Here is a 1075-nt window from a genome sequence, read left to right as displayed (position 1 = left end):
TAGGTCGTGAACCCATAAACTGCGATCGATGTAGAAGGCGGTAATGTGCGCATTACAGGTCGGTGCTTGTGACGACTGCATGCCATCCGATGGCGATCACAAGTATGCTGAGCACGGCAAGGACGATGAGAACAGCACATCCTGCTTTCCGGGCGATGGACCACCTGTTTGGTCGCTCAAAATAATCATCAGGCTCACGGGCATCGTTTTCCATCCGATGGATTTGCGCCCCTACAGCCTATGTCCGCAACGCTTTTTTGGCGGCAGATTGCTTTCATTTCGCACCGAAGTCTGATTCAGGCTCAGCATGAGCCGCTATGACCTGACTGACTTCGAATGGCGTGTGATCGAGCCGCTGTTGCCCAACAAGCCGCGAGGCGTGCCGCGCGTCGATGATCGAAGGGTTCTGAACGGTATTTTCTGGGTGTTACGATCCGGTGCTCCGTGGCGCGACCTGCCCGAACGCTATGGACCGCGCACCACCTGTTACAATCGCTTCTCGCGATGGCGAAAAGCAGGCGTTTGGGATCGGATGATGGACGCCATCACCGCCGCCTACGAAGGCGACATTCAGATGATCGACAGCACCTCCATCCGGGCGCACCAGCAGGCTGCGACGGCAAAAAGGGGGATCGAGATCATTGTCTCGGTCGCTCCCGGGGCGGTCTCACGACCAAGATCCACGCGGTTGTCGACGCCCAAGGGCTCCCGATCCGGCTCAGCCTGACAGCAGGGCAGGCCCATGACGGACCCGCCGCGCTCAGCCTGCTCGATCGCCTTGATCATCGCACCATCGTTCTCGCCGACAAAGCTTATGACGCCGATGGCATACGAAACCTGATCGAAGCGCAGGGCGCGGTTCCCAACATCCCGGCCAAATCCAATCGAAAATGGAAACCGTGCTTCAGCAAGGTGCTCTACCGCGAACGCAATCTGGTCGAGCGTTTCTTCAGCAAGCTCAAGCACTTCAGGCGCATCGCCACCCGCTATGACAAACTCGCGGAGAACTTCCTTGCTATGGTCCAACTGGCCTCAATGCGCCTGTGGCTCCGCGCTTATGAGTCTACGACCTAAT

At 57.9% G+C, this 1075-nt stretch carries 2 protein-coding genes; one reads left to right on the top strand and one right to left on the bottom strand.

Features of this window, described 5'->3' with window-relative positions; genetic code table 11:
• Positions 1-52: 52 nt before the first annotated feature.
• Positions 53-214, bottom strand: a complete 162-nt coding sequence (locus D0Z70_RS25150) for a hypothetical protein (protein WP_182914114.1) — start codon at positions 212-214, stop codon at positions 53-55.
• A gap of 93 nt (positions 215-307) precedes the next feature.
• Between D0Z70_RS25150 and D0Z70_RS24510 the strand changes: the two genes are divergently transcribed.
• Positions 308-1074, top strand: a protein-coding gene (locus D0Z70_RS24510; protein WP_119750812.1) for an IS5 family transposase whose coding sequence is annotated in 2 segments (ribosomal slippage) — positions 308-620 and positions 620-1074 — 768 coding nt in all. Because the reading frame shifts where the segments join, the coding sequence is not laid out codon by codon here.
• Position 1075: the final 1 nt, after the last annotated feature.

It is taken from the genome of Sphingobium terrigena, assembly GCF_003591655.1.
GTDB lineage: Bacteria > Pseudomonadota > Alphaproteobacteria > Sphingomonadales > Sphingomonadaceae > Sphingobium > Sphingobium terrigena.
This window is presented reverse-complemented; position numbering and strand designations above follow the sequence as displayed.

Bases quoted from the DNA above. Each gene is read 5' to 3' on its own strand.
- D0Z70_RS25150 (WP_182914114.1), bottom strand. From the start codon at position 214: ATGGAAAACGATGCCCGTGAGCCTGATGATTATTTTGAGCGACCAAAC.